Genomic DNA, 23,955 nt, shown 5'->3' with positions numbered 1-23,955 from the left:
CGCCGCGAGCGTGACGTCGAGCGCCGGAGACGGCGCGCCCGCGGGGTGACGCTGCGCCCCTTGCTGGACGCGCGCGCCTCGGGGCTCCGGCGGGCGATCCTCCAGGCCTCGGCCGACGAGCAGGGGCCCTGTTCCGGGATAGGCTCCGTCGCGACCGGTCAGATCACGGAGCACGAGCCGCCCGGCGAGGGCGCCCGCTGAGCGCCGCCCGCTGGGATCTTCGGCCGTCCGCGCCTCAGCGCGCCGACCGCGCGACCTCGTCGGCCGCGCGCGCCCGCTCCTCCGCCGCCTGCGCCAGCGGCCCCGTCAGGAGCGCCTGCGCCTCGCGGAACCGCGCGGCCACGTCGGACCAGTAGCTCGCGTCCGCGCCCTGCGGCGCCGCGATCTGCTTGATCAGCGCCGCGTCGTACGCCGCGACGCCCGCGTGGGGCGAGGCGGGCTTCGCGCGGGCCATCCAGTCGAGCGCCGCGAGGTCGCCCAGGCCGAGCCCCGCGAGCGGCGCCCGCCGCATCATGAGCGCCGCGTCCTCGGGGCCGTTGCGCAGGCCGAGCGCGAGCGCGAGCAGCATCGTCGCCTCCGGCGGGCGCGGCGTGCCCTCGGGCCACGCCGTGAGCAGCGCTGTCGCCTGATCGAAGTCCACGGCACGCCAGTACAGCCGGCCGAGCTCGATCCGCGCCCGCGCGTAGAGCAGCCGCGCCTCGGGCGAGAGCTGGGCCGTACGCAGGGCCGCGCGGTGCTGCAGCGGGACGCCCCGGCCGAGCAGCGCGCGCAGGGTCTCCGGCTGCGCCGCCGCGTCGGCCGGGAGCAGGCGGCCGGCGTAGTACGTCGGCAGCCGGGCCGCGAGCCCCTCGGCGGCCGTCGACGGCGCCGCCGCCGGGAGCGGCGGCAGCTCCAGCGCGTCGAGCGCGTCGACGCGCCGGCCGCCGTAGAGGCGGGAGAGCATCGCGCGCGCGCCGTCGACGCGGGCGTCGCGGAGCGCGCCGACCGACGAGAGCTCGCGCAGGCCGACGAGCGCGGCGTCGCGGCCGCGCGTCTTCCACGGCTCCAGGAGCTGGTCGAGCTCGCCGTAGTAGACGTTGCTGAGCTCCGCGTCCTTCCGCATGGCGTCGGGCAGCGGCGCCGACCGGACCGCCTCGACGAGCCGCATGTCGGCCCGCCCGGACTCCACGGCGACGATGCCCTTCGCGTAGAAAGGCAGCGCGACCCCGAGCCGACCGAGGTCCTCGATCGCGCGGGCCTGGTCCGTGACCCACGTGAAGAGCGGCCCCTTGGTGAACGCGACGACGCGCTGGGCGTCGTACGGCGGCCGGAGCGCGGGCGGCTCTGTCGCTGTGCGCGCGAGCCGGGCGGAGAGCGTGAGGCCGAGCAGCACCTGGTAGAGGTCGCCCTTGAGCGTCGCCGGGGGCGCCTCGAGGAACGGCGCGGCGATCGCGTCGCCGCAGGCGACGGGCGCGAGCTCGGCCCGGAGGGCGCGCGCGAGGCCCGCCTCGAGGCCGGCGCACGTCTCGACGCCCGCGAGCCGCGCGTCGCGCTTCGCAGGGTCGTCCTCGGCGAGCGCGGCGTCGAGCGCGTCGAGGGCGCCCTGCGCGTCGCCGCAGGCCCGCGCGGGCGCGGCGGGGGCGCGCCGCGCGAACGCCTCGCAGGCGGCCGGCGGGGCGGGCACCCCGGCCGGCGTCGGGGGGACCAGCGCGGATTTCGGGTCGAAGGGCGCCTGCTTGAGGAGCGGCAGCCACTCGTCCTTGAGCGTCCCGTGGACGGCGAACGCCTCGTTCTCGGGGAGCGGAGGCGGCGGCGGGGTCGCCGCGCGGCCGTCGCCCTGCGGGACGGGCGCTTGCGCCGCGGGCGGAGGCGCCGCGGCGCAGGCAGCGAGGGAGAGCCCCATCGCGGCGAGGAGGGCGGTGAAGACAGAGCGGGGGATCGAGCGCATCAAGTCTCCTTGGACACGGGCGGCCCGCGAAGGTTTCGCCGAAGACCGGCGGGCGGCCGTCGGGACCCGGGCGGGGCGGTCGTGGATACCACCGGAGAGCCGGGCGCGGGGGGACGGCGCTCGTGAGGGGGCCGAGGAGAGGCAACGATCCACAATCGGCAGAATTTTACACCAACGTCCACCTCATGACGTGGGCACCGTATGCCGACCGGGCGGCTGGCTGCGGCATCGGTAGCTTCCGGCACATGCAGTCTGCCCCGACGAACACAGCACCCGAGGCCGGGCGACCTCGGCCCCGCCACGAGGAGAGCGACCAGCGGTGAGCCCGCGCCGGTACGCGACTCACAACCTACGGGCGATGTCGTCGCAGGTAGAATCCTCCACGTCACGGCAATTGGTGACGTCCCAGGGCGTCCAGAAGCATTGATTGGCAACGTTCTCCTCGCACGCTTCCTGCACGGACGAAGAGACCTCCAGATCGCAGAGCTGATGCCGGGACGACGCCTCCCAGGGCGGATTGGCGTCACACTGCCCGTCGTCGCGAAGGCAATGCCTCTCGCGGGTCTGCACCAGCCCGGTGCCGTCGCCGAGGACCACGACGAGCGTCTCTGTCTCATCGATGAACGGGCCGGGGGCGTCGAGCGACGTGATGACGCCCGTGCCGCCGCCGAGCACGAGCCTGGCCGCACACTCGGTCGCAGCCAGCGGTTCCACGCCGAGATGTCGCACCATCGGGTCGCAGCTCGGCTCGAGGCCGCAAGCAAACAGGTCCACGGCGGTCTCAGGCGCGGCCGCGCCGCCGCCAGGTCCGCCGGAGGAGGTGGACTCATCGGTCTCTGTCCCGGTGTCCGTGCCGCTGCCTGAATCCTCGATGGTCGCCGAACAGGCGGTGACGAGCGAAACCTGCGCAACGAGGAGGAGGAGGAGTGCGCCACAGGCGCGTTGAGCTGCTCTCATGATCGTGACCTTTCGAAGGACCGAGCGAGATTCGTACGTGGACTGTGGGCACATCAGAGCAAGCAGCGCGCCATACGCACGCTCCGCGATCAGCCCATCGCGGCGACCCGCTGCGTGCGCGGGATCTGCCGCGACCGCCCGCCCATCCAACGATGCGCAGCGGCAGCGACTGTCGGCGGAGCAGGGTGAGTCCCCTGCGCCTCCCGCCACGCAGATCGGCTCATCGTGGCTCATTGCGACACACACGAACCGGCCTCGAGGCGAGCGGGCGTGCCCGGCAGGTCCAGCGCAGGGCTGCCCTGACCTCGGCCCAGGGTGAGCCATCCTGCTCTCGTCCTGCCGTGATCACAACGCGCCGCGGGATCGCGACGTCACCCTCGGAGCAGGGCGCGCGGGACGGGAGCCTGACGCACGCGGCGCGCGCTCGTCAGTACCACTCTCCGCCGAGCCCTATCGTGAAGGTGAACGTCGTGGCCTCCGGCATGAACACCGGGTGGAGCTCGGCGGCGAGGGCGAAGCCGCTGCGCCGCGGGCCGTCGCCGGACAGGCCGCCGAGGAGGAGGGCGCCGCGCGCGTGCGCCCCGAAGTACCAGCCCGAGGTGCTGGCGCAGCCGGCGTCCGACTCGATGCCCGCGTACTCCGCGGAGCAGCTCGCGACGGCCACGTAGTCCATCGAGGGCCCTGCCCCGAAATCGAGGACGTGGAACACGGTGAGGCTCGCGAGGAGCGAGTTGTAATCGATGAAGCCCGCGTCGAAGCCCGCGCTGTTGGACGTGCTCTCGGGCGTGAGCGTCAGCATCGGGGTGTTCTGGTAGTAGAGCCCGAGCGTGTGGTTGATCTGGAGGCCGATCCGGCCGGTCCACGCGAAGACACCGCCGGTCCCCGTCGGCGACTTGATGATGCCGCCGCCCAGCGTGCTGCCATACCGGAGCCGGACGCCGTCCCGCTCCTCATCCTCGTCCTCGGGCTTCTCCGGCTCCTCCGCAGGCTCGACCGGCGCAGACGACGCCTCCGGGTCGACCGTCGTCTCCACCGGGCCTCCGATCGGCGGCGGCGCATCGCTCCGCGGCGCGGGCTGGCTCCGGGGAGGAGGCGGCGAGGACGGCGCGCCCGGCGAAGGCCGGCCGGGCGACACAGGCGGCGCCGGCGCGTAGGGCGGCGCGGGCGACACAGGCGGCGGCGCCGGCGCGTACGGCTGCGCGGGCCGGTACGGCTGCGCCGGCGCGTAGGGCGGCGCAGGCGCGTAGGGCGGCGCAGGCGACGCCGGGGGCGCGGGTGCAGCGGGCGGCAGCGGCGGCGGCGCGGGCGCCGGAGGCACGGGCGTCGGCGCGGGCGCCGGCGCGGGCGGCACCGGCGTGGGCGCGGGCGCGGGCGCGGGCGGCACCGGGGTCGGTGCTGGCGCGGGCGCGGGCGGCACCGGGGTCGGTGCTGGCGCGGGCGCGGGCGCGGGCGGCACGGGCGGCGGCAACGGCGCGGGCGAGGGCGGCGGCGCAGGCGGCACGGGCGGCGGCAACGGCGCGGGCGAGGGCGCTGGCGCAGGCGGCACGGGCGGCTGCGCCGAGGCCGGCGGGATCGGCCCGGAGGGAGGAGGCGGAAGGGGCGCGTCGTCCTGCGCAAAGCCCGTCGCCGGGATCGCAAGGGGAACGGTGATCGCCGCCAGCGCGGCAAGCCAACGAACGGTGGTCATCCGGTTTTCCTCGACGCGCTCGTCGCGGCCGTCAAGCGCGCGGAAGTGCGAGCTGTCAGCCACGGTGCGACGATAGCAGAGGATCCGCCCACGATCCGAGGAACGCCAGCCCATCGGCCACCGCGCGACGCGCCCGTATCCCCCTCCCTCACTTTCCGTCACGGAAGGCGACGGCTCCGGTCACCAGACCCCTCGAGCCATGCGTCGAGACCCCAAAGCCCCTCTCTGCGGCATCAGTCCCCTGCTGGGGATCCTCCCGTCCGCCGCCTGCATGGCAGAAAGTTTCCACGGAGACGAGATCGGAGACGGTGCCGCCGGAAACGTCCAAGGGACGACCCAGGCCAACCTCTCCGCCGCGGAGGCGGCCGCGCTGTGGCCGCAGATCGAGGAGATCGCCGACGAGAAGGAGCTCCAGATCGTCTCGCGGGCCGTGAACTTCTGCGGCGGCGGCTGCCACGAGACCGACCCCTTCGCGTACCTCGACGCCTTCTTCGCCGCCTGCGAGGGCTGCCGCGTCGATTTCATCGCGGCGCACTGGTACGCTTGCGACAGACCGGCGCTCGAGTGGTATCTCGGCGAGCTCAAACGCTATCGGCGCCCCATCTGGCTGACCGAGCTCTCGTGCGGAGACGGCGAGGATCGGTCGCCCGAAGCGCAGGCGGCCTATATGCGAGAAGCGGTGCCCCTCCTCGAATCGGATCCCGACGTCTTCCGGTACGCGTGGTTCTCCGGGCGGACCGAGGCGATCCCCAACGTGGACCTGCTCGGCGCGAGCGGAGAGCTCACAGCGCTCGGCGCGCTCTACGTCTCGCTCCCCCACGCGGAGAGGTGCGGCCCGTGACCGCCCGCGCGGCGATCGAACCGTCGATGCCTCCCGCCGGCGGCGCCGTCCCCGCCGTCCCCGCCGTCCCCGCGGCCGGCATCCAGGCCGCGCCGCGCGACTTCGCCGAGGTGTACGAGGAGATCTTTCCCTTCGTCTGGCGGACCGTGCGCCGCCTCGGCGTGGACGCCTCCGCGCACGAGGACGTGTGCCAGGAGGTGTTCGTCGTCGTGCACCGGCGGCTCCCGGAGTTCCAGGGCCGCTCGTCGCTGAAGACGTGGGTCTTCGGGATCGTGGTCAACGTCGCGCAGGCGCACCGGCGGTCGCTGCGCCGCAAGAGCCCGGCCCACCGCGGGACGGGAGAGCCAGTCGATCCGGAGCTGCTCGCAGGGCCGAGCAACCTCAGCCCCTACGAGGCCATGACAAGGGCGGAGGCCGCGCGCGTGGCGCACGACCTCCTCGCGTCGCTCGACGAGGAGAAGCGCGTGGTGCTGCTCCTCGCCGAGCTGGAAGAGATGCCGGTGACGGAGATCGCGCAGGGTATCGGGGTGAACATCAACACCGTGTATGCGCGGCTGAGGGCCGCTCGACAGGAGTTTTCCGACGCGGTGCAACGCCACCACGCCAGGATCCGAGGAGGCCGCAATGGATGAGCTGAAGGCTGGCGAGCGGGCGCTCCTGGGCGCCCTTCGCGACACGGACGAGCCGACCGACGACGACCGGCGGCGGATGCGCGCGGCCGTGTGGGCGAGGCTCGGCCTCGCCGGGACGGCGGCGACGGCCGTGTCCATGAGCACCGCGAACGCCGCGGGAGCCGGGGCCGCCGGCGCTGCGGGCGCCGGCGCCGCTGGCTCCGCGAGCGCGGCGTCGGCGGCGCACGCCGTCGGCCCCGCCGCCGCGAGCGTGACCGCGACGGCGAGCACGGCTGTCGCGAACGGGGCGGCCTTCACGCTGCTCGGCGCCCCGCTGAAGATCGGGCTCGCGACGCTGGTCGTGGGCCTCGCGACGAGCGCAGCGCTCTACTTCCCGACGTCCGACGGGGCGCCCGACGCGCCGCGCGCGCAGGAAGCCGCGAGGATCGCGGCCCCGATGCCCCGAGCGTCGCACGCCGCCGCCCCGTCCGACGCCTCGCGCGCCCGCGACGACGCGCCCCCTGCGGCCGAGGCGAGCGCCTCCGCCGGGGCCGGCGCCGCCGTCTCCGCCGAGGTCAACGACCCCGCCAGCAACGGCGCCCCCGCCAGGACCAGCGCCGCGCCCGCGACCGCGGCGCGCGCGCCGGCCCCGCGCAGGCCCGCGGCGGCCGCGGCCGCCGCCGCGAGACCGGGCTCCGAGGGGCTCGACGCGGAGATCGCGCTGCTGCGCGACGCGCAGCAGGCGCTGCAGGCGGGCCAGTTCGCGCAGGCGCTCTCGAAGCTCGACGAGCACGCCAGCCGGTACCCGCGCGGCGTGCTCTCGACCGAGCGCGAGGCGTCGCGCGCGATCGCGCTCTGCCGCTCCGGCCGCGCGGCGTCCGGCAGGGCGATCGCGGCGAAGCTGCTCGCGCGGAGCCCGGGCTCGCCGCTCGCGACGCGCGTGCGCGCCGCGTGCGGGCAGGAGGAGTAGAGTGCCCATGTGCACGTCTCCAGGTGGGCCCGGGCCGCGTCGGCCCTGCAGGCGCTGATCGTCGCGGCGGGGCTCCTGCCCGCGAGCGCCCTCGCTGCGCCCGCCGAGCCGCGCACCATCGACCTCCGCTGGGAAGCGCCCGACGGGTGCCCGCCGGTCGACGAGGTCCGGAGCGAGATCGCCCGGCTGCTGGGGGCGTCGGAGCAGCGGCAGACGATCGAGGTCGAGATCGCCGTCGCCCGCAAGCGCGGCGCGCGCCTCCGGCTCGACCTGCGCATCCGCGCGCCAGCGCCCGGCGAGCGGGTCATCCACGGCAACGACTGCGCGTCCATGTCGCGGGCGGCGGCGCTGATCGTCGCGATGTCGATCGATCCCGACGCTGTCGCGCGGAATGCCGCCGCGCAGCCCGCGCAGCCCGCGCCGCCTCGGGCGGCTGCCGCCCCCGCGCCCAGCGCGCCGCCCCCCGCGCCGGACCCCGCGCCGCGCCGACCGCCTCCCGCGGCGGTCCGACCGCCCCCGCCGGGCGAGGGCGGCCCGGAGGGGGCGCTCTGGCTGAGCGCGCAGGTCGAGCAGGCGCTCGTGCCGACGATCGGCGTCGGGCTCGCCGCAGGCGGCGGGATCCGCAGCGGCTGGCTCCGCATCGACGGGGCGGCCGGCGTTGTGCCGTCGAGCTCGAGCCGCATCGCCGGGACGGCGGCCGGCGCCGAGTTCCGGCTCTGGTTCCTCGAGGTCGACGCGTGCGCGCGCGCCCTCGAGCGCCCCCTCGGCGTGCACGTCTGCGCGCTCGGCCGCCAGCACTGGCTCCTCGCCCGGGGACGCGAGGTCGACGAGGCCTTCACCCGCACGGCGCCGATCTTCGCGGCCGGGCTCGGGACGCTTGTCGAGTGGCGCTTCTCCGCTCCGCTGACGATCGAGGGAGCGCTGCACGCCGTCGCCCCGCTGCGGCGGCCGCGCTTCGTCGTCGAGAACCTCGAGGGGACCGTCTATCGCCCCCCGGCCGCAGGTCTCAGCGCCCGCCTCGGCGTCGCGCTGGCCTTCTGAGCCTCAGGGCCGATCCGGGCCGGCGTTCCACGCGGCCTCGATCGCGCAGCCGGCCAGCGCCTCGCTGTAGATCCGCAGCTCGTCGTAGCGCCCCCCGAAGTACGGGTCCGCATCGAACTGGGACCGCCCGAGCCAGTTGTTCACGTCCTGGATCCCCGAGAGCGGAAAGCCGACAGGCTCGCTGCCGAGGAGCGCGCCATCCAGGTAGAGGGCCAGGGTCGCCGCCGCGCCGTCGAAGACGACGGCGACCTGATGCACCTCGCCGTCCTCGAGCGTCGGCTCGGCGTGGATCGCCACCTCGCCGGTCACGCCGCTGTCGCTCGCGAGCGTGGAGACACCCCGCACGTCGAAGACCGTCGAGGGGGTGATCACCAAATAGGACGTCCCCACACCCCCCTCGCCCTCGACGGGATCTTCGCCTCGGCTGGATAGGCCGAAATCGACGATGCGCGGGTAGGAGCCCCCGCTGTCGCGGACGACCCAGACCATGACGGTGACATCGCGCAATCCCGCCAGGAGCCCCGCCGGCAAATCGACGTAATCGTCCTGGCCGTCGAGGGTGAGCCCCCCTCCGCCGTCGAGGCTCGCGCCGCCGAGGATCACGCCGTCAGCACCTCCGACGAGATCGGCGACGACATCTCCCACGCCGTCGAACGTGTACCGATGTATCGGCGACGGCAATACATCACAGGAGGTCGTCCCACCACCCCCTCCACTCCCGCTGCCCGCCTCACCGCCGCTCCCCGCCTCACCGCCGCTGCCCGCCTCACCGCCGCTGCCGCTCGCCGCTGACGCCGGATTCATGCGGCCCACCGCGATCTCCACGTCCGCCCCGCACCCGGACAGCCCGAGGAGCAACGCCATCACCGTAGTTTTCTGCGCACACGGCACGTCCTGATTTTAGCGTGGCCGCGTGGTCGATTTGATCACGAAATCGGCGCGCTCCGGACACGAGGGGGACAACTGCCGAATCCACACGCGGGAGACGACGATGACGTTCAGACGGGACCGAGTGTTCGCGAGTCCGTGGCTCGCCGCCGGGGGATGTCTCCTGGGCATCTCGTGCACTGGCATCCTCGGGAGCCAGGACGATGGAAACCAGGACGAGCCGGAGCAGGGCGCCTCCGTCGCGCTAGACGGGACGCCCCTGCACCACATGACAGCGTCGGAGTACAATAACACCGTCGCCCACCTCCTGGGAACGCGCCTGAGGCCCGCGGATGGCTTCCCCGCCTTCGGCGCGAAGGGCTTCGACGCGAACGTCAGCGCGCTCTCGAACCTCTCGCAGGTCCTGGTCCAGGGGTATTACGACGCCGCCAAGACGCTCGCCGCGGACGCCTTCTCGAACGAGGCGCAGCGCGCCGCGATCCTCGTGTGCGACCCCGCGGAGGGCGCGGGCGACGGGTGCGCGCGCGAGATCATCGAGCGCTTCGGGCTGCGCGCCTTCCGCCGCCCGCTCGAGGCGGCGGAGGTCGACCGGTACGCCGCGCAGTACGCCGACGCGCAGACCACCCTCGAGATGTCTCCCGTCGAGGCGGTGCAGCACGTCGTCCGGACCTTGCTGACGTCCCCGAATTTCCTCCTGAGGATCGAGGTGGGGCCCGACTCCAAGAGATCGCCGGGCGCCCTCAACGGCCACGAGATCGCGTCGCGCCTCTCGTACCTGCTCTGGAGCTCGTTGCCGGACGAGGCGCTCTTCGACGCGGCGGAGGGCGATGAGCTCGCCACCGAGGACGAGCTCCGGCAGCAGGTCGACCGCATGCTGGAGGACCCGAAGAGCGCCGCCTTCTTCCAGAACTTCTTCGGGCAGTGGCTCGGCACGCGCACGCTCCCCAGCCACAACGCCGACGCGACCCGGTACCCGAGCTGGAACGACGAGGTGAAGGGCGCGATGCTCGACCAGGTCAACGACTACTTCGCGAGCTTCACGACGGGCGGGCGGCCCTGGTCCGAGTTCCTCACGGCGCCCCACCCGGAGAGCCGGCTGCTCGAGCCGATCTATGAGAACGACCCCGAGGGCGTGCGCGAGGGGTTCCTCACGCTCCCGGCGTTCCTGACGCTGTCGTCCCGCGCGGACAGGACCTCTCCCACGTCCCGCGCGAAGACGATCCTGGAGCAGTTCTTCTGCGTGCCCCTGGTGCCGCCCGCCAACGTGGACATCCCGGAGCTCGGCGCCGCGGGTGGGGACGAGGGCCCCGTCGAGAACGTGCGCCAGGAGCTCGAGAAGCACCGCGCGTCGCCCGACTGCGCCAGCTGCCACGACGTGCTCGACCCGATCGGGCTGAGCCTGGAGATCTTCGACCCGATCGGCGCCTACAGGACCGCGTACCCGAACGGCGACCCGATCGATGCGGCGGGGGTGTACGAGGGCGTGGCGTTCCAGGACATCTCCGGCCTCGTGCCGGTGCTCGTGGAGGCCGCCCGGCAGGGGAAGTGCCCCACCGAGCAGCTCTTCAGCTACGCCCTGCGCCGGCGCCCGAGCGGCGGGGACAGGACCAGGATCGAGGAGATCACCGCGCGCTGGGGCGGCGGGACTGTCGCGGATCTGGTGAAGCAGGTGGTGACCAGCGAGGCGTTCCGCCTTCGAGCGAAGGACAAGGCGCCGTGAGGCCGCGCGGGTTGTTTCTGCACAGGACGAGGCACGAAGGAGCGATGCGCACATGAAACGCTTGATGACACGCAGAAACCTGTTGCGCGGCGCGGGCGTCTGCCTGGCGCTGCCGTGGCTCGAGAGCCTCGCGCCGCGCGGGGCGCGCGCCGGGGAGCCCGGCACCCCGAAGCGCTTCCTGCTCTGCACCTTCCCGAACGGGGCGCCCCATCACTGGTGGGAGACGGCCCCCGCGTTCGGAAAGACGGTGAAGGGCGCCGACTTCAAGCTGCCGAGGGTGCTCGAGCACTTCGCGCCGGTGAAGTCGAAGATGCTCATGATAAGCCGCCTCGGCAACTACACGTGGAGCACCGAGCAGCACCCCTACATCGAGCCTTCCCACTCGCGCCTCGGCGCGGCGCTCTCGACCTGCGTGGACGCCGATCAGATGGGGAGGGAGGCGCGCCAGGACCTCGGCGAGTGGGTGGGCAACGGGATCTCTGTCGACCAGCTCATCGTCCAGAAGGCGGGCCCGGAGCAGGCGACCCGCATCCCGTCGCTGCAGACGGGGCTCGGGGTCAAGCCCGGCTTCTTCGACCAGCGCAGCTACGCCTACAATCAGGTCCTCTCCTGGAAGAGCCCGCGCGAGCCGCTGAAGCGCTCGGTCAACCCGAAGGCGGTGTTCGACGCGCTCGTCGGCGCGGGCGCGGGGTCCGCCGTGCCAGGGCAGAGCAACGAGGAGGCCAGGATCGAGGCGGAGCGCCGCGCGGCGACCGAGAAGAGCGTCATCGACGGCGTGCTCGCGGACGCGAACTCGCTCATGAACCGGGTCGGCTCCGGGGATCGCAAGATCGTCCAGCAGTACCTCGACTCGCTGCGCGAGATCGAGAAGAACGCGACCCACGTACAGTCGACGATGACCCCTCCGGCGGGCCTGGGCTGCAGCCCGATCAGCCAGCCCGGCGTGGTCCCCGAGCCGCCGGGCCAGGCGGAGGGGCTCAACGAGAACGACAACACGGGAGCCGGCCCGTACAAGCACGAAGATCACGCGAAGGTCATGATCGACCTCATCGTCATGGCCATTCAATGCGACGTGACGCGCGTGATCACCCACATGCACGACGACATGCGCTCCGAGTTCGAGTATCGGTGCATCCCGGAGGACGTCCGCGCGAAGGTGGGGCTCGCGTACAGGAGAGAGAGCAGTCTGCACTTCCACTCCTCCCAGCACGCCGCCGGCAACCTGGACCGCGCGACCCAGGACGGCCAGTACAAGATCATCCAGCAGAGCAACCTCGACTACGCGGCGATCAACTGCTGGCTCAACCAGAAGAGCGCGCAGCTCGCGCAGCGGCTCGACGCCATCCCCGAGGGCGACGGCACGGTGCTCGATCACAGCGTCATGGTGCACATGAGCGAGATGCGCTCGCACGATCACGACGGGTACGACCTGCCCATCGTGCTCCTCGGCGGCGACGGCGTCTTCTTGAACGACGCGCACGTCGCCTACGGCGCCCTCGGCAGCGATCGCCAGCTCCGCGATCTGTGGTTCACCATCATGAACCAGTACTACGGCCTGGGCATCTCGTCGTTCGGCGAAGATCGCCGCGGCGAGCCGAACGCGTTGCTCGAGGAGCTCTTGCGGTAGCGCGGTGAATCACGGTCTCGACGGATGGGCTCACGTCGGAGGTCAAGCGTGATGCTCGAACGCCGCTCACGTCGATGGGCGTCCGGGGGCCTCCACGTCGCGCTCGGGCTGCTCGCGACATGCGCAGCAGGGCCCGGGTGCTCGGACGACCCGTCGCCGGCGTCTCCCCCGCCTGGCGGCGGAGGCGAGGCCGCGGAGCTCAAGGCGCACTGGAGCTTCGCTCTGCGATAGGGTCGCGGCGGGGTCTGCGGGCGAGTGGCGGGGCCGAGCGCGTGGATCAGGCGCCGCGGGGCCGATACATGAACAGCGCGGGATAAAGCACCCAGAGATGCCAGAAGGAGATGCCCATGACGAGGTACATCCCGAGGTGGAACGCCATCGCGGCGAGCGCCACGGCTCGGCAGCTGCGGCGCCACAGCATCAAGGGAAGGAAGGCGAGCTCGAACAAGCCGCCGAGCGCGGTGAAGACCTGGAAGATCCAGGGCCACTGCGTCAGGTACCGGCCGAGCTCTGCGCCCGAGGTGATCGTGAAGCGATACGGCGTCACGCCGCTCGTGAGCCAGACGAGTCCCGAGGCGACGAGCTTGGACACGCCTGCCTGGAAGTAGAGGAGCGCAACATAGAGCTGCATGAACGCGAGGAGGAACGATGCCTGCTGGACGTCGCGCGCGGAGGCTGGCCTCGTCCACCCGAGCAGGTCGTCCAGCGAGCCGCGCGCGCCGCTCCGCCCGGCGCAGAGCGCGATCGCGAAGAAGTTGAGGTGTGTATCGTAGTTCCAAGAGATGCCGGTGAACTGCGCGGTGTAGTAGTTGAGCACCAGAAACGAAAGAGCCAGCGCTACCGTGGAGACGCGCGTCGCGAGGCCGAGCAACGTCGAGAGCGCGCTCGCAGCTACGAGCACCCTGAGGCTCCAGTACGTCTCCGGGTCGAGCACGGGGGTGAAGGCCAGAAGCCCGCGCGGCGCGTAGAGCAACGGACCCATCTCGCCGAAGAAGCGGTCGAACGGGCCGAGCAATACCATCACCAGGATGACCAGCCCGAGGCTCGCCCGGATGGCGGCCAGACGCGCCAACGACGCCTCTTGCGCGAACAGGAAGCGGTCTGCTCGGCTGGAGAGGGGCCTCATGGGTGAGGACTCCGTTCGATCGAGGGATACGAGAAGACGGGCGGCTCGCACTCCGGACTGTAGTCGGCGCCGTACCGGTACTGCGTGAAATCCCACTCGCAGAAGGTGACCTCCAGCCGGGTGAAGGTGGCCCCGGGCGACGGCCGCGCGGCCGCCCATACCTCGTCGAACGCATCCCAGGGAGCCTGGCGCAGCCGCGTGAGGATGGCGCGGGCGAGCTCGACCTTCGGCCGCGGGTCGCTCTGGGGAGAGTAGATGGAGCGCAGGAGGACGTTGGCGCGGAAAAACTCGATCGGCAGCACGTGCCCCGGCTCGACGAGCTGGGACCGGCCGGAGGAGTCGTGGAGCACCACGTGCGGGCGCCGCATCCTGGCCGGCTGCAGGTACGAGAACATGATGTACGGCGCGAACGGCCAGAGGTCCTTGCCGAAGAAGAGCGAGAGCGGGAGCTGCATGGCTTGAATCCCGAAGAAGACGGCCAGCGACAGCGAAAGAGCCCACCGCTCGCGGTGCGTGAGGACCGTGCTCATCGGGGTTTCTCAGGCAGAGGGCGTGAGCCGATGGCGCTGGCCCGCAAGCCTTGCGTCAAAAGCACCGTGCACAGCGGGCTGCGCCGATCCGGATCGACGTCTCGCTGGATACGGAGAGCGGCGAAAACCGAGCTGAGCAGATCGGACGCGAGGACCCTCGTTATCACAGTTCACGTTCACATTCCCAGGTTGCGGCGCCCCAGATCGGCGTCATGCCCCGTCATCGCGAGCGCCAGGTGCGCGATGGCGAGTTTTCGACGTGATGCACCAAGCTCCATCGAAATGCGGCCGCCCTGCGGGGGACACGCGCCTCGCGGATCACGCGTCGACTGTTCGACCTCGGCGAACCCTTGCACATCGGACAGGACGTCGAGTCATCCCTCTGCGCGGGTCCGGACCCGCTCGGACACATGGCTACGTTTTCCCGACTCAGCGCACCTCCACCATCGGCTCGCACACGGCCATCTCGACGCCGTGCTTCACGTGGGCCCGCACACGGATCCTGCACATCTGGGCTAAGGTGAGCATCGGAACGGTGTGGGAACAGTCGAAGCTCGTCACGACCGGATAACCTCGACGCAGCCCGAGCACCTCGAGCAGGAGCTCGTCATGGCTGAACGGGGCGCCCTCGGTGTCGGTCATCTCCGCCTTGCCGATCACCAGCGCTGCGATCTCGTCAAGCGCGCCGATCGCCTCGAGCTGGCGTAGCTGCCGCTCCTCCCGTGAAAAGCAGCAATCCATCTGCTCCAGGATCAGGATCGCTCCTCTGAGCGGCGGGAGGTACCTCGTCCCCGCGAGCGAAAGCAACGTGTTCAGGTTCGCGATGATGGCGGGCCCTTCGGCGTCCCCCGACACGAGAGCGCGCCAGCCGGCGTTCGGCTCGTACCGACGTGGAGCGGTGCACCACTCGGACGTCTTCGCGTCCCGGAAGTGATTGCTCCACTGCGGCGGGCACAGGAGAGCCCTCGCGCCGTCCGTGTGGCGACCGGTGGCGTCGAGGAACGAGTCGAGCGTGAACCCATCGACCCTGGGCCAGTCGCCGAAGGAGGGGACTACCGCAGGGCCGTAGAACGTCGATAGCCCGGACTGCGTGAGCAGGCCCATGTGCAGCGCGGTAACGTCGCTGTACCCGCAAATGATCTTCGGATTCTCTCTCACCCTCTCGAAATCGATGTGCGCGAGCAGGCTCGACGAGTTCGTGCCGCCTATCGTAGCGATCAACGCGCGCACCTCCGGGTTCGTCACGAGGTCCATGAATTCCCTCGCGCGCGCCTCGGGAGGGCCCGAGCGGTAGCCTTCTGCGACGGCCTTCTCCGTCAGCTCACCCTCGATGACGCGGAACCCGAGCTTGCGCAGCGTCTCTCTACCGTGGAGGTACTTATCGCGAAAAACGACATGGGCGGGGTACGAGGGCGTAAAAATGCCGATCGCGTCACCCTGCTTGAGGGCGCGCGGGCGGATGATCGGCCGACCGGTCCCCGCGTTCCTGTCCTCTGCTGCCATAAACCCTCGTCATTCTCAGTTAAACCGCGGCGTCCACACGGCGCGGTGGAGGCGCATGTGCCTCTTGTTCTCGTTGAACACGCGGTTCCATTCGTGCCAGCGCCGGGAGATCTGCTCGAATCGCTCATCCCCCGAGCCAGGGAGCTGGTCGAGCAACCCGGCGTCTGACAGTATTTGCCTGATCCCGTCCGGTCCCGGCGCAGCGACATCACTCAACTCGCCCGCATCCCAGTGCGTGCTCGCAAAATTAGCAAATAGCTCTCTCCAGTCCGCCTCGTAGAGAGTCGCGATGTCCTTCCCAAATATATCGCTCAGCTCGCGTCGCACACGCTGAGGCGGCTCCGCCACGTAATGCATATCAATCACGCACACGCGCGACCTGCTGTCCGCCATGACTCTGGCACATTCGCGTAGGGCTCGCTTCGGATCGGAGATGAAGCCGAACACGCATTCATAGAGCACCACATCGAATGAGCGCGCGGGCAGGCACGAAAGATCCTCGGCGCGGCAAAGGTAATGCTTGGGCCGCCTCTGCGTCAAGCGCTCGCAGTTCCTCAAGGCCGCCTGGAGCATGCGCTGGGACGGCTCCACGACGCTCACGTCGAGCCCGGCGCTCAGCAGAGCACGCGTTGTATGGCCGGTACCGCAGCCGATCTCGAGCACCCGATCCTGCGCCCGCAGGCCGGCGATCTTGAGCAGATCGACGGTGGCCGCGAGCCCGCCGGGGTGGAGCGCGAATCCCCCGAGGCACGACAGGAACTCAAAGTATGGTAGCGCGAGGAGGTCGGCGAACGACGTGATCCCTCGCAGGGGGGACATCGACTCGCTCATGGCGCCGCCTCTTCGAACCGGGGGAACACCTGTCCTGATGCCCGGCGACAGCGATCACAGGTCGGCGCGTGCGGAATCCTCGTAACTGTGCTGCGCAGGGTCAGCGCATCCATGGCAACCACGGCGTCGAGCGTCTGGACCAGGTGCTCCAGGCCCCCGAGCCAAGCGAGCGCCTCCTTCGCCTGCATCGACGCGGCGAGCCCGTTGACCGGACCGAACGACGGAACCTGAAAGCGCCGGTTGATCTCGCTGATCAGTGGTAGATCCCTCATCGGTAGAGCCTCGTCCTGCGGCATCATGCAGCCTCTGCAAGCCGTCCGGCCAGGCGCGACGAGGGGGCCGCACACCGCGATCGCATGCGCGTACCCAGCCGCGGACCAAGGAATGTGCCTGCGGTACGAGTAGCTGTCGACGATGTCATGTATGTTCGCAGGGGTGTCACCCGAGAGGAGGACCAGGTCGACGTCGCCCACCAGCTCATCCATGTCACTCTCGTGCAGGATCGAGCGCGGGAGCGACTCGCACGTGATGCTCGGGTTGATGTTCAGGAGGCTCTGCCGCGCGACATCGACCTTCGGCTTCCCGATGTCGTGCGGCGTGAAGTAGAGCTGTCGTGTCAAGTTGCTCTCCTCGATGAGATCGCCGTCGATGAGCTTGATGTGGCCAACGCCAGCCGCGCCGAGCAGGAAAGAGAGCCAGGTGCCGATGCCGCCGACCCCCACGATCGCGACGCGCGCGTTTTGCAGCCTGCGCTGCACGGAGGGTGCATGCGCGCCGACGCTCCCGTAAAACAGGAGATGCCTCGCATATCGGTCTCGCGTGCCGGGCATCAACTCCGGATGCGTCGACGCGTCAACCAGGATGCCACGCTCGACGAGAGCGCAAAGCTCGTCCTCGCATGCGCCGTCGAGTCCGGCAAACTCTTCACACACGCGCTCACGGCACTCGCGCAAGGTTCGCCGACCGTCCGCAAGCGAGAGGAGGAAGAGCGTCACAGCGCTGACCTCAACGCTGGTCTCGTAAGGAGTGGATGGAAACGCCGCGAGCCGCAGGCCGAAGCGCGCCGGCTCCGGTTGGATCAATCGGGCTGCGGTGACCTGCAGGTACGCCGGCAGCAGCGGGTAGATATCGTCGGGTAGAGTCGCCACGATAGTCTCACTTTGTTGTACTATTGCATGTGGACGAGACACACTCCGCGATCAGATCGCGGAGTGTGTCTCTTGGTCACGTCGGCCCGATGGCGACTCCGCGATGCAGCCTTCAAGAGCGGCACTGAAGAACGGCACGCTCCGTAGGGTGCATCGCGTGGCCCGGCCTCATGCTGTCAGTTGGGCACCTCCATCCTGATGGTCGACTGCACGAGCTTGATCAGGGTGTCAATGATGCCCAATTCCACCGGCGCCGCCAGAACATCGGCCGAATCGGCCGACGGCACCTCGGCTGCCTGCGCGGCGCCCGTGACGCTCGCGGAAGCACCAAGGATCGACACCAGAAGCCCCACCTTCTCTTTTGCATTCATATATTTCTATCCTTGTTTGGCCCCCCAGTGTGGGAATAGGTATCCTTTCCATCGGGCCTACTCAACCCGATTATCCGTCAAATCCATGCTCCGCTTGCTGCCTCTGGAAAGCGGGGGGGCGCTCTCGAACCAGACCACGTGCGGGGGGTGCCACATCAATAGCGGCCGCGGCGCCCCGCCCGAGCCCGGCGAGGCGATGGTGACCGCCGTCGTGAAGCTGTTCGGCGCCGGAGCGAGCGCGGACGGCAGGCCCACGGCACACCCGAGCTACGGAAGGCAATTGCAGAACATCAATGCGCTCGACGCGAGCCCCGGCGAGGGCACGGCCACCGTGGCGTACACGGAGCAACCGGGGCAATTCCCCGACGGCACGCCGTATGTCCTGCGCCGGCCCACGTTCCGCTTCGGCGGGCCCGTCGCGGGGCAGATCGCGAGCTACTCGGTCCGCGTCGCCCGACCGGTCGTGGGCATGGGCCTCCTCGAGGCGATCGCCGAGGCGGCGTTGCTCGAGCGCGCGGACGAGATCGTCTGCAATCCGGACGGCATCTCGGGGCGTCCGAACCTGATCCCGGATCCGGTCTCAGGGGTGTTGCGGATAGGGCGCTTCGGCTGGAAGGCGGGCAAGGTGAGCGTGCCTCACCAGGTTGCCGACGCGCTGGTCGCGGACATGGGCGTGACGACGAGCCTGTTCCCGGTCGAGGAGTGCGGAGCGATGCAGGCGGGCTGCCAGGGGGGCGCGAGCGGGACTCCGGAGCTCTCCGACGACGATGAAGACCGGCAGCATCACCCGTTCGTCGAGCTGCGCGATCAGATCATCCATCCCTACAGCGATCTGCTCCTGCACGACATGGGAGAGGAGCTCGCGGACACGTCGACGAGCGATCACCTGGCGGGGCCGCGCGAGTGGCGGACGCCGCCGCTGTGGGGCATCGGGCTGCTCGAGGCGGTGAACGGGCACACCCAGCTCCTGCACGACGGCCGCGCGCGGGATGTCGTCGAGGCGATCCTGTGGCACGGCGGCGAGGCGGACGCCGCGAAGGGGCGCTTCGTGGCGCTCCCGCGGGAGGACCGCGACGCCGTCGTCGCCTTCCTGCGCTCGCTCTGAGCGCCGCCTTCCCGGCGACCTGCTCGGGTGCTCGATCCGCTCGGCGCGCCGGGCGCGGGCGGGGCGCGCCTCGCTCAGAGCCCCGAGCGGCGCGCCATGTACTTCGAGAACCACCGCGTGGGGCCGGGCGCCACGCGGACCGCGAGGCTCGCCGCCTTCACGAACACGCTCGTCTCCAGGACCTCGCGGCCCGCCTCGACGGCGCGCACGATCCCCTCGGCGACCTCCTCGGGGCTCTGCTCCCGGTGGCCCGGCGGGCGGTAGCCGACGTTGTGGTCGGTCACCACGGCGTTCGCGTGGAACGGGGTCGCCACCGGGCCCGGCCGCACGACGAGCACGCGCACGCCGCGCGACGAGACCTCCGCGCGGAGCGACATCGAGAGCGCCTCCAGCGCGAACTTCGACGAGGCGTACGCGCCCATCCGCGGCGCGGAGACGATCCCGGCGATCGAGGAGATCATCACGACGGTGCCCTTCGCGGCCGAGAGCGGCGCGATCGCGAGCTGCGCGAGGCGCATCGGGGCGACGACGTTGAGCCGGTAGATCGCCTCGAGCTCGGCAGGGTCGATCTCCACCGTGGGCACGTAGTAGCCGCGCCCCGCGTTGTTCACGAGGACGTCGAGCCGGCCGTACGCGCCGAGCGCCCTGTCGCAGAGCGCCTTGCGGTCCTCCTCGACAGTCACGTCCCCGGCCACGGCGAGCGCGTCGCCGCCCGCCGCGCGCACCTCCGCGGCGACGCGCTCGAGCGCCTCCTGCCCGCGCGCGCTCAGCACCACGCTCGCGCCGCGCTTCGCCCAGGAGAGCGCGAGCGCTCGACCAATCCCGCTGGATGCACCGGTGATGACGACGACGAAGGCCATGTGGGCAAGAGTATACGCTCCTCGGTGGATCTGTGGGAAAGGTGCGCATGAAGAAGCTCGTTGGAACGCTGTTGATGGGCTCACTGCTCCTCGCGGGCGCTGCCTGCGGCGGCGGCGGGCCGGCCGGGCCGCCCTCGGGCGCGGGCGGGCGTGGAGGCGGCGGGCAGGCAGGAGCGGGCGGCGGCGGCGCAGGAGGCCTGCAGTGCGCGGGCTCGGACCTCGTGTGCCCCGAGGGCGCGCGGTGCCAGATCGACGTCGAGGGCGAGCCGTCGGGCTGCACCGCGGCGTGCGACGAGGGGCGCGCCTGCGGCGACGCGGCGTGCTGCGGCCCCGGCGCGTCGTGCGTGAACCGCGGCTGCAGGGCGGCCGATCTCGTGCTGGAGCCCTCGGAGCGCGCGGAGGCGGTCGCGTTCGACTGGGTCGGCTTCGGCGAGGACGCGTGCGAGGTGCGCCGGGGGTGCGTCGGCGGGAGCGGCCGGCGGGCGCTCCTGCGCTTCCACGTGTCGCTCAGGAACGCCGGCGACGTGCCGCTCGATCTCGGCGCGCCCTCCGAGAGCGACGTGTTCGAGCCGAACTTCTGCGAGGACAGCTACGTCGTCCCGCGCCTCTTCCGCGCCGTCCTCCGGCAGGGCGCCGCGGCCGTCGCCGAGGCCGAGCTCGACGCGCGCTGCGTCGCGATGCCGGGCGGCCGGTACGACTGCGACGCGCAGGGCCTCTGGCCCGGAGAGCACGTAGAGCAGCCCGGCACCGTCGCGTGCAACGCGCTCGACGTGACAGGGGTGCGGGCCGGGCTCTACGAGCTCGAGATCACCGTCAACCCGGGGAAGACCCTCGCCGAGGCGCGCTTCGACAACAACACGATCGTCCTGCCGGTCGACTACCCCGCCTGCGACGGCACGATCTGCGGCGGCGCGTGCTGCCCGACCGGCCACGCGTGCAGGGCCGACGTGTGCCTGCTGCCCGACCTGCGCCCGGACGAGGCGCGCATCGTCGATACGCTCCAGTTCTCGTACCAGACGTTCCCCGCGGACGCGTGCGAGATCCTGGAGGGGTGCATCGGGGGCCCGGGCCGGCGGCACCTCCTCCAGTTCGAGGGGCGCATCGAGAACACAGGGCCCGGCCACCTCGACCCCGGCCCCGAGTTCAACAGCCCGCTCTTCGAGTACGCGCAGTGCCACCAGCACTTCCACATCCTCGACTTCACCGATTACCGGCTGCTCGACGCGGACGGCGCGATCATCGCGCAGGGCCACAAGCAGTCGTTCTGCCTGGTCGACATGGAGCCGCTCGATCCAGAGGACCCGGCGCCGCGGGGCTTCCCGAGCGCGGGCGGCGCGGGGTGCAACTTCCTGAGCGCGGGGTGGGCCGACGTCTACGGCGTGGGCACGGCGTGCCAGTGGGTCGACGTGACGGGCGTGCCCGAGGGCGATTACCTGCTCCGCGTCGCGGTGAACCCGGGCGGCGCCATCGCGGAGCGGTCGATCGAGGACAACGTTGTCGAGGTGCCGATCCACGTCCCGGCGTACGCGCCCTGCGTGCCCGAGCCGGAGATCTGCGGGGACCTCATCGACCAGGACTGCGACGAGATCCCCGACAACGGCTGCGCCGGCGCCGGGTGCATCCGCCCATCGACCGAGCTCTGCGGGAACGACGTCGACGAGAACTGCAACGGGGTCCCGGACGACGGGTGCGCGCCGATCCCGGGCGCCGATGCCTGCGCGACGGCGGCGGAGCTCACGGAATCGATGGATTACGCCGCGGAGATCATGGCGGGGAACACCTCCGACGTGGCCCTGCCGTGCGGCGGCGAGGGGGGCGAGGTGTTCTTCCGCTTCACGCTCCCGTCCGAGGAGGTCGTGTACCTGGGCACCCTGGATTCGGAGATCGACACGGTGCTCGCTGTGCTGGAGGGCGACGGCTGCGGCGGCGCCCCCGTCGGCTGCGCGGCCCGGAGCTGCGGCGAGCTCGCGCCGGGCGCGAACTTCGCGGCCAGGCTCCCGGCGGGGACGTACACGGTGGTGGTCAAGGCCGTGAGCGCCGGCGCCTCCGGCAGGGTGCGCCTCACGTTCGAGCGCGCGTCGTGCCTCGGCGAGGGGGCCGAGGTCGTCACGAGGAGCGGGCTGATCCGCGGCGACACGACCGGGAGGCCGATTCCCCCGAGGTCTGCGTGCGGCGCGGCCAGCCCTGAGCAGACGTTCTATGTCCCCGTGTGCCCGGGGAGAGCCTTCATGGTGTCGTCGTGCGGCCTGGCGGACTTCCCGATGACGCTCAGGACGGCGGACGACGCGTGCAATCCGACCCATGTGCAGTGCTCCAGGCCGAGGGACGCGTGCGCGGGTGACCCCGAGGGGGCCAATGCCGTGATCGTCGCGACGCGGCCGGGAGGGGGCCTCGGGTCGATCACCGTGAGTGGTCGCACGCCGGTGGATTTCGGGCCTTACGAGATTTTCGTCACGCCGCTCTGAGGGCCCGAGCGCGCCGCCGGACGTGATCGGCGCGGCGGTGATCCCGCCTCTCCGGGGGCGAAGTTTGCGCTCCGCCTCGGGCGATCTGCGGTAGAACCGCGCCCATGCGAGCCAACCATCCGTCCCAGCGGAGGCGCCTCCGGGCGCCCTCGTGCCTGTCCAGCGCGCTCGTCGTCGCGCTCGGCCTGACGTCGCCCACCTACGCCGCGCCACCGGCCGCAGCAGCGGCGCAGCCCGCAGCCGCGGCGCAGCCTGGCGCGAAGCCGGGGGCCGCGGCGCCGGCCTCGGCCAGCGTGAGCGTCATGGTCCCGGTCGAGAAGTACACGCTGCAGAACGGGCTCGAGGTGGTCCTGCACGAGGATCACCGCACCCCCGTCGTGGCCGTCAACGTCTGGTACCACGTGGGCTCCAAGGACGAGCCGAAGGGGAAGAACGGGTTCGCGCACCTCTTCGAGCACCTCATGTTCCAGGGATCGAAGAACGTCGGCGAGGACATGTTCTTCAAGTACCTGGAGCGGGCCGGCGCGAGCGAGCGCAACGGGACGACAAACGCCGACAGGACCAACTACTTCGAGACCGTCCCGGCCAACGAGCTCGCGCTCGTGCTCTGGCTGGAGAGCGACCGGATGGGGTGGCTGCTCGACCACGCGAACGAGGAGACGTTCGCGAGCCAGCGCAACGTGGTGAAGAACGAGCGCCGCCAGAACTACGAGAACGCGCCCTACGGCCTCGTGCCGCAGTTCCTCCGCGCGGCCATGTTCCCGGAGAACCACCCCTACCACCTGCTGACCATCGGCACGCCCGAGGACCTCGACGCCGCCCGGATGGACGACGTGCGGGCCTTCTTCAAGACGTTCTACGCGCCGAACAACGCGACCCTCGTCATCGCCGGCGACATCGACAGGGGCAGGGCGAAGGAGCTCGTCCACAAGTACTTCAGCCCGATCCCGAAGGGCGCCCCGCCGCCCGTGGCGACGAAGCCCGACCCCGGCGACCTCGCGGCCGAGAAGCGCCTCGACATCGAGGCGGACGTGGAGCTGCCCCGCGTGACGATCAGCTGGGTGACGCCGCCGCATTTCGCGCCCGGCGACGCCGAGCTCGACCTCGTCGGCAACGTCCTCTCGTCGGGCAAGACGAGCCGGCTGTACAAGCGGCTGGTCTACGATCTCCAGATCGCGCAGGACGTCTTCGCGGGGCAGGCGTCGAGCCAGCTCGCCAGCACGTTCCAGATCACCGCCACCCTGAAGAAGGGCAAGTCGCCCGAGCAGGCCCTGAAGCTGATCGACGCGGAGCTCGAGAAGCTGCGCAAGGCGCCGCCGACGCAGGACGAGCACGAGCGGGCCCGGGCGAAGCTGCTGTCGGACCTGGTCTTCAGCATGGAGCAGGTGACCGCCCGCGCGAACGCGATCAACCACTACAACCAGCTCGCCGGCGATCCGGGGTACTTCCCGAAGGACGTGGCCAGGTACGAGACGGCCACGGCCGCCGACCTGCAGAAGGCGACAGCGGACTTCCTGCCCCAGGGCAGGCGCGTGATCGCCCTCGTCACGCCGAAGCCGGGCGCCCCGAAGGCGGGGCGCCTCGTGAAGCAGACCGAGACGGCGGCGCCGGCCGCGGCGAAGCCCGCGGCGGCGGCGCCGGCGACCGGCAAGCCCGCGACGGCACCGGCAGTGAAGAACCCCGCGGTCGAGAAGCCCGCGGTCGAGAAGCCCGCGGCCGGCACGCCCGCGCCGAAGGGAGGTTGAGC

The 23,955-nt window shown here is 71.3% G+C and carries 22 protein-coding genes; 10 read left to right on the top strand and 12 right to left on the bottom strand.

The window, feature by feature from the left end; all coding sequences use genetic code 11:
- The first annotated feature begins 45 nt into the window (after positions 1 to 45).
- The gene (locus tag WMF42_RS06880) at positions 46 to 201 is read left to right on the top strand and encodes a hypothetical protein (protein ID WP_437691006.1); all 156 of its coding nucleotides are present in this window, start codon (positions 46 to 48) and stop codon (positions 199 to 201) included.
- Positions 202 to 235: 34 nt separating this feature from the next.
- Here the strand turns inward: WMF42_RS06880 and WMF42_RS06875 are convergent, their stop codons facing one another.
- From WMF42_RS06875 to WMF42_RS06865, 3 genes are all read right to left on the bottom strand, one after another.
- Positions 236 to 1,927, bottom strand: coding sequence for a hypothetical protein (locus tag WMF42_RS06875; protein ID WP_437691004.1), 1,692 nt, complete (start codon positions 1,925 to 1,927; stop codon positions 236 to 238).
- Between the two features lie 342 nt (positions 1,928 to 2,269).
- Positions 2,270 to 2,884, bottom strand: coding sequence for a hypothetical protein (locus tag WMF42_RS06870; RefSeq protein ID WP_155797941.1), 615 nt, complete (start codon positions 2,882 to 2,884; stop codon positions 2,270 to 2,272).
- Between the two features lie 427 nt (positions 2,885 to 3,311).
- On the bottom strand, positions 3,312 to 4,571 hold the full coding sequence (locus WMF42_RS06865) for a hypothetical protein (protein WP_437691002.1): 1,260 nt from the start codon (positions 4,569 to 4,571) through the stop codon (positions 3,312 to 3,314).
- A gap of 199 nt (positions 4,572 to 4,770) precedes the next feature.
- On the opposite strand from WMF42_RS06865, the gene WMF42_RS06860 reads away from it, so the two are divergent.
- The 4 genes from WMF42_RS06860 to WMF42_RS06845 are packed head-to-tail and all read left to right on the top strand — an operon-like array spanning position 4,771 to position 8,034.
- Positions 4,771 to 5,412 carry a glycosyl hydrolase gene (locus tag WMF42_RS06860; RefSeq protein ID WP_437691000.1) on the top strand — a complete coding sequence of 214 codons (642 nt, stop codon included), beginning with the start codon at positions 4,771 to 4,773 and terminating at the stop codon, positions 5,410 to 5,412.
- On the top strand, positions 5,409 to 6,044 hold the full coding sequence (locus WMF42_RS06855) for an RNA polymerase sigma factor (protein ID WP_437690998.1): 636 nt from the start codon (positions 5,409 to 5,411) through the stop codon (positions 6,042 to 6,044). Before WMF42_RS06860 ends, WMF42_RS06855 begins: the two co-directional genes overlap by 4 nt.
- Positions 6,037 to 6,993, top strand: a complete 957-nt coding sequence (locus WMF42_RS06850; protein WP_437690996.1) for a hypothetical protein — start codon at positions 6,037 to 6,039, stop codon at positions 6,991 to 6,993. Before WMF42_RS06855 ends, WMF42_RS06850 begins: the two co-directional genes overlap by 8 nt.
- A 9-nt stretch (positions 6,994 to 7,002) precedes the next feature.
- Positions 7,003 to 8,034, top strand: coding sequence for a hypothetical protein (locus WMF42_RS06845; protein ID WP_434046096.1), 1,032 nt, complete (start codon positions 7,003 to 7,005; stop codon positions 8,032 to 8,034).
- A gap of 3 nt (positions 8,035 to 8,037) precedes the next feature.
- On the opposite strand, the gene WMF42_RS06840 is transcribed toward WMF42_RS06845, so the two are convergent.
- Positions 8,038 to 8,898 carry a LamG domain-containing protein gene (locus WMF42_RS06840; protein WP_437690993.1) on the bottom strand — a complete coding sequence of 287 codons (861 nt, stop codon included), beginning with the start codon at positions 8,896 to 8,898 and terminating at the stop codon, positions 8,038 to 8,040.
- A 127-nt stretch (positions 8,899 to 9,025) separates the two neighbouring features.
- Here WMF42_RS06840 and WMF42_RS06835 point away from each other — a divergent pair, with 127 nt between their 5' ends.
- Positions 9,026 to 10,642 (top strand): DUF1592 domain-containing protein, encoded by a 1,617-nt coding sequence (locus tag WMF42_RS06835; protein ID WP_437690991.1) that lies wholly within the window; start codon positions 9,026 to 9,028, stop codon positions 10,640 to 10,642.
- A 64-nt stretch (positions 10,643 to 10,706) separates the two neighbouring features.
- The gene (locus WMF42_RS06830) at positions 10,707 to 12,269 is read left to right on the top strand and encodes a DUF1552 domain-containing protein (protein ID WP_434046094.1); all 1,563 of its coding nucleotides are present in this window, start codon (positions 10,707 to 10,709) and stop codon (positions 12,267 to 12,269) included.
- Positions 12,270 to 12,546: 277 nt separating this feature from the next.
- Here WMF42_RS06830 and WMF42_RS06825 read toward each other — a convergent pair whose 3' ends face one another.
- From WMF42_RS06825 to WMF42_RS06795, 7 genes are all read right to left on the bottom strand, one after another.
- On the bottom strand, positions 12,547 to 13,395 hold the full coding sequence (locus tag WMF42_RS06825) for an HTTM domain-containing protein (RefSeq protein ID WP_437690989.1): 849 nt from the start codon (positions 13,393 to 13,395) through the stop codon (positions 12,547 to 12,549).
- Positions 13,392 to 13,925, bottom strand: coding sequence for a hypothetical protein (locus WMF42_RS06820; protein ID WP_061612136.1), 534 nt, complete (start codon positions 13,923 to 13,925; stop codon positions 13,392 to 13,394). Before WMF42_RS06820 ends, WMF42_RS06825 begins: the two co-directional genes overlap by 4 nt.
- Before the next feature lie 176 nt (positions 13,926 to 14,101).
- Complete coding sequence (locus tag WMF42_RS06815; protein ID WP_437690987.1) at positions 14,102 to 14,281, bottom strand: hypothetical protein; 180 nt, start codon at positions 14,279 to 14,281, stop codon at positions 14,102 to 14,104.
- A 73-nt stretch (positions 14,282 to 14,354) separates the two neighbouring features.
- Complete coding sequence (locus WMF42_RS06810; RefSeq protein WP_437690986.1) at positions 14,355 to 15,428, bottom strand: S66 peptidase family protein; 1,074 nt, start codon at positions 15,426 to 15,428, stop codon at positions 14,355 to 14,357.
- Positions 15,429 to 15,443: 15 nt separating this feature from the next.
- Positions 15,444 to 16,259: a class I SAM-dependent methyltransferase gene (locus WMF42_RS06805; RefSeq protein WP_437690984.1), complete on the bottom strand. Its 816-nt coding sequence runs from the start codon at positions 16,257 to 16,259 to the stop codon at positions 15,444 to 15,446.
- Positions 16,256 to 17,407, bottom strand: a complete 1,152-nt coding sequence (locus tag WMF42_RS06800) for a HesA/MoeB/ThiF family protein (protein ID WP_437690982.1) — start codon at positions 17,405 to 17,407, stop codon at positions 16,256 to 16,258. Before WMF42_RS06800 ends, WMF42_RS06805 begins: the two co-directional genes overlap by 4 nt.
- A 176-nt stretch (positions 17,408 to 17,583) precedes the next feature.
- The gene (locus WMF42_RS06795; RefSeq protein ID WP_155798956.1) at positions 17,584 to 17,778 is read right to left on the bottom strand and encodes a hypothetical protein; all 195 of its coding nucleotides are present in this window, start codon (positions 17,776 to 17,778) and stop codon (positions 17,584 to 17,586) included.
- An 85-nt stretch (positions 17,779 to 17,863) separates the two neighbouring features.
- Here WMF42_RS06795 and WMF42_RS06790 point away from each other — a divergent pair, with 85 nt between their 5' ends.
- Positions 17,864 to 18,883, top strand: a complete 1,020-nt coding sequence (locus WMF42_RS06790; protein ID WP_437690979.1) for a di-heme oxidoredictase family protein — start codon at positions 17,864 to 17,866, stop codon at positions 18,881 to 18,883.
- Positions 18,884 to 18,957: 74 nt separating this feature from the next.
- On the opposite strand, the gene WMF42_RS06785 is transcribed toward WMF42_RS06790, so the two are convergent.
- Positions 18,958 to 19,743, bottom strand: coding sequence for an SDR family NAD(P)-dependent oxidoreductase (locus tag WMF42_RS06785; RefSeq protein WP_437690977.1), 786 nt, complete (start codon positions 19,741 to 19,743; stop codon positions 18,958 to 18,960).
- 47 nt (positions 19,744 to 19,790) lie between these two features.
- Here WMF42_RS06785 and WMF42_RS06780 point away from each other — a divergent pair, with 47 nt between their 5' ends.
- Together WMF42_RS06780 and WMF42_RS06775 are read left to right on the top strand one after the other, a co-directional pair.
- A complete protein-coding gene (locus tag WMF42_RS06780; protein ID WP_437690975.1) occupies positions 19,791 to 22,208 on the top strand; it encodes a lysyl oxidase family protein in 2,418 nt (805 codons plus the stop codon).
- 104 nt (positions 22,209 to 22,312) lie between these two features.
- A complete protein-coding gene (locus WMF42_RS06775; protein ID WP_061612142.1) occupies positions 22,313 to 23,953 on the top strand; it encodes a M16 family metallopeptidase in 1,641 nt (546 codons plus the stop codon).
- Positions 23,954 to 23,955: the final 2 nt, after the last annotated feature.

The organism is Sorangium sp. So ce176, from assembly GCF_051519835.1.
Lineage (GTDB): Bacteria > Myxococcota_A > Polyangia > Polyangiales > Polyangiaceae > Sorangium > Sorangium cellulosum_G.
The sequence above is the reverse complement of the archived record's forward strand: the minus strand, read 5'-3'. Positions and strand labels throughout refer to the sequence as shown.

What these genes read in the sequence shown, in the direction of transcription:
- WMF42_RS06875 (WP_437691004.1), bottom strand. Translation starts at nt 1,927, where the DNA reads ATGCGCTCGATCCCCCGCTCTGTCTTCACCGCCCTCCTCGCCGCGATG.
- WMF42_RS06870 (WP_155797941.1), bottom strand. Translation starts at nt 2,884, where the DNA reads ATGAGAGCAGCTCAACGCGCCTGTGGCGCACTCCTCCTCCTCCTCGTT.
- WMF42_RS06865 (WP_437691002.1), bottom strand. Translation starts at nt 4,571, where the DNA reads ATGACCACCGTTCGTTGGCTTGCCGCGCTGGCGGCGATCACCGTTCCC.
- WMF42_RS06860 (WP_437691000.1), top strand. Translation starts at nt 4,771, where the DNA reads ATGCGTCGAGACCCCAAAGCCCCTCTCTGCGGCATCAGTCCCCTGCTG.
- WMF42_RS06850 (WP_437690996.1), top strand. Translation starts at nt 6,037, where the DNA reads ATGGATGAGCTGAAGGCTGGCGAGCGGGCGCTCCTGGGCGCCCTTCGC.
- WMF42_RS06840 (WP_437690993.1), bottom strand. Translation starts at nt 8,898, where the DNA reads ATGGCGTTGCTCCTCGGGCTGTCCGGGTGCGGGGCGGACGTGGAGATC.
- WMF42_RS06835 (WP_437690991.1), top strand. Translation starts at nt 9,026, where the DNA reads ATGACGTTCAGACGGGACCGAGTGTTCGCGAGTCCGTGGCTCGCCGCC.
- WMF42_RS06830 (WP_434046094.1), top strand. Translation starts at nt 10,707, where the DNA reads ATGACACGCAGAAACCTGTTGCGCGGCGCGGGCGTCTGCCTGGCGCTG.
- WMF42_RS06825 (WP_437690989.1), bottom strand. Translation starts at nt 13,395, where the DNA reads ATGAGGCCCCTCTCCAGCCGAGCAGACCGCTTCCTGTTCGCGCAAGAG.
- WMF42_RS06820 (WP_061612136.1), bottom strand. Translation starts at nt 13,925, where the DNA reads ATGAGCACGGTCCTCACGCACCGCGAGCGGTGGGCTCTTTCGCTGTCG.
- WMF42_RS06810 (WP_437690986.1), bottom strand. Translation starts at nt 15,428, where the DNA reads ATGGCAGCAGAGGACAGGAACGCGGGGACCGGTCGGCCGATCATCCGC.
- WMF42_RS06805 (WP_437690984.1), bottom strand. Translation starts at nt 16,259, where the DNA reads ATGAGCGAGTCGATGTCCCCCCTGCGAGGGATCACGTCGTTCGCCGAC.
- WMF42_RS06795 (WP_155798956.1), bottom strand. Translation starts at nt 17,778, where the DNA reads ATGAATGCAAAAGAGAAGGTGGGGCTTCTGGTGTCGATCCTTGGTGCT.
- WMF42_RS06790 (WP_437690979.1), top strand. Translation starts at nt 17,864, where the DNA reads ATGCTCCGCTTGCTGCCTCTGGAAAGCGGGGGGGCGCTCTCGAACCAG.
- WMF42_RS06785 (WP_437690977.1), bottom strand. Translation starts at nt 19,743, where the DNA reads ATGGCCTTCGTCGTCGTCATCACCGGTGCATCCAGCGGGATTGGTCGA.
- WMF42_RS06780 (WP_437690975.1), top strand. Translation starts at nt 19,791, where the DNA reads ATGAAGAAGCTCGTTGGAACGCTGTTGATGGGCTCACTGCTCCTCGCG.
- WMF42_RS06775 (WP_061612142.1), top strand. Translation starts at nt 22,313, where the DNA reads ATGCGAGCCAACCATCCGTCCCAGCGGAGGCGCCTCCGGGCGCCCTCG.